This window comes from Microcoleus sp. S28C3, assembly GCF_036700785.1.
GTDB lineage: Bacteria > Cyanobacteriota > Cyanobacteriia > Cyanobacteriales > Microcoleaceae > Microcoleus > Microcoleus asticus.
Genome location: NZ_JAUBPO010000258.1, coordinates 1 through 2,185, shown reverse-complemented (window position 1 = coordinate 2,185; position 2,185 = coordinate 1). Strand labels below are relative to the sequence as shown.

Here is a 2,185-nt window from a genome sequence, read left to right as displayed (position 1 = left end):
CAAAATCAAAGAAATTATTTGGGTCGTATGCGATCGCCTTTTTGCTTCGTCATACCCTAATTCAGCAACGCCCAAAATTGGTATCCGCTCAATAAATCGGGGTAACAGCAAAAAAGAAGGTTCACAATCTAGGCACAGCATGGTAGAATATGATTCATGACGAAAGAATCATCTCCTCAAAAATTAGTAGAGACATTACTGCAAAGCCTTGAGCCATCTGCAATTGCTGACGAATCATTGCGTCGTACTGTGTCCATATTGCTGAACCTTATAGAGCAATTACAAGCAGAAACCAGAGAATTTGGCGTCAGAAAATCAAAGATTAAAAGACGAAAACAATCGCCTGAAAGGAGAACAAGGCAAACCAGAGGTAAAAGCTAATGGAGCGAAAAAGTTAAAAGAGAACTACTCATCCGAAAAAGAGCGAAAAGTACCAAAAAAGCACATTAAAAGTAGTAAAAATGCTCTCGTCAAAGTTGACCGAGAAAAAATCCTGGAGTATCCTGAAGCAGAACTACCAGAAGATGCAGAATTCAAGGGTTATGAAGAGGTAATAGTTCAAGACATTTTACTGAAAACAGATAACGTGTTATTCCGGAAACAGAAGTATTACTCACCTTCAGAAAAGAAAACATACGTTTCACCGTTACCATCCGGATATGATGGGGAGTTTGGCCCCGGAGTAAAAGCCTTAGTTATCAGCCTTTACTACGGAGGCAACATGACTCAAGGAAAGCTGTTAGATTTTTTAAGCAATATTGGGATTTCGATGTCAGCCGGTTATTTATCAAATCTAGTGGTGAAAAAATCATTAAATTTTGAATCGGAATTTAACGAAGTGTATGTATCCGGATTAGCGAGCAGTCCTTGGCAACACTTAGATCAAACAAGTGCGCGTGTTAAAGGAATAAATCACACTACAAATATAATTTGCCACCACTTATATACAGTTTATTCTACAACTTTAAGAAAAGATCGATTAAGTGTACTTGGAGTATTACAAAACAACCAAGAACTTCAGTTTATTGTCTCTCCACTTACCTACTTGCTATTAGATAAGTTCAATGTACCCATGAAGTGGAGCCATCAAATTCAACGATTGCCTCAAGAAATTCCATTGAAGAGTGATGACTTTAACGGGAGCATCTCAGTTATGCAATAAGTAGAAATACTCAGGCAAAAGCAAGATTAAGATAAGAGCAGCGATGCTTGAGAACTTGAGAGATATTGTTGCGGTTCCATTGAGCGCCCGATATTTTAATTCTACGCCCAATCTGCTTAATGGTCGATTCGACCGCACCAGAGCCAATCGTAATTCCTTGAGATTGAAAGGAATGGTAGTCAGGTATGCGTAGTCGATGTCTTTCAAGATAAGCCAGAAAGTTTTTAACTTGAGGAGCATCCCCATCTGCAGCAGCGATAGCTTGCTCGATTCTGCCATACCATAGGCTAGTTTCAACTTTTCTTAACCGCTTGTCAGAACCACCGAGCTTGTAGAGATTTTCTTGTTTGATGATACCAGTCAAGAATTTCGCGCCTTTGCGGAGGTGTGGAGATGTTCGCCATTAAATTCCACACCCCTGGATGACCATCGCCCAAACAAGTAATCGTTTTTGACAAAGGCTGACGATTGACCCAATCTAGCAAGGCTTGATTTTCCAGAAAGAATGCAGCATGGGCTTGTTTGTGTAAAGTCACCGCTTTATAGTCTCGTCACTCACTAGCTTTTCCTTTATCTGTCCTCAATCTTGCCTTACCGCCATCTATACTTAGATCTGTCACGGTTTGCTCTGCGATGACTTCAACGAATTCTTGCCGATGGACTAGACATTGTTGGGTGCTGTGGTCAATATATATTCCCGTCAGTTGCTTCAAATCTCTTGCTGCATTGGCGTATGAAACATTTGCACTCAGCAATAAGCAACTTGCTTCGAGTTGTGGACTCAATCGGGTTCGTTTCTTCAATCCCAGTTTCTGGCTTTGTTTCTCACTGACTTGCCATACTCCCAGACAGGTTTGAATCCCTCTTTGTCTCCCTGCTATTGTTTTGCTGTTACTGCTTAAAAAAATTTCCAATCTCTGGCGCTACTTCTTTTAGTACATGGTCTCTGACTGCTAGTTCAATGCTGGCAAAGTCTTTCAGTTGTTCTTTTGGTGTATTCTTTAGAAGTATTGCCGCAGCAGC

1 protein-coding gene and 1 pseudogene are annotated in these 2,185 nt (G+C 40.6%); one reads left to right on the top strand and one right to left on the bottom strand.

Annotated elements, in window-relative coordinates; all coding sequences use genetic code 11:
- The first annotated feature begins 301 nt into the window (after positions 1–301).
- Entirely contained in the window at positions 302–1,162 is an 861-nt protein-coding gene (locus QUA13_RS32255; protein WP_333205139.1) for a hypothetical protein, read from the top strand.
- A 10-nt stretch (positions 1,163–1,172) separates the two neighbouring features.
- Here the strand turns inward: QUA13_RS32255 and QUA13_RS32250 are convergent.
- Positions 1,173–2,185: pseudogene (locus tag QUA13_RS32250) on the bottom strand (ISKra4 family transposase); the annotation flags it as partial.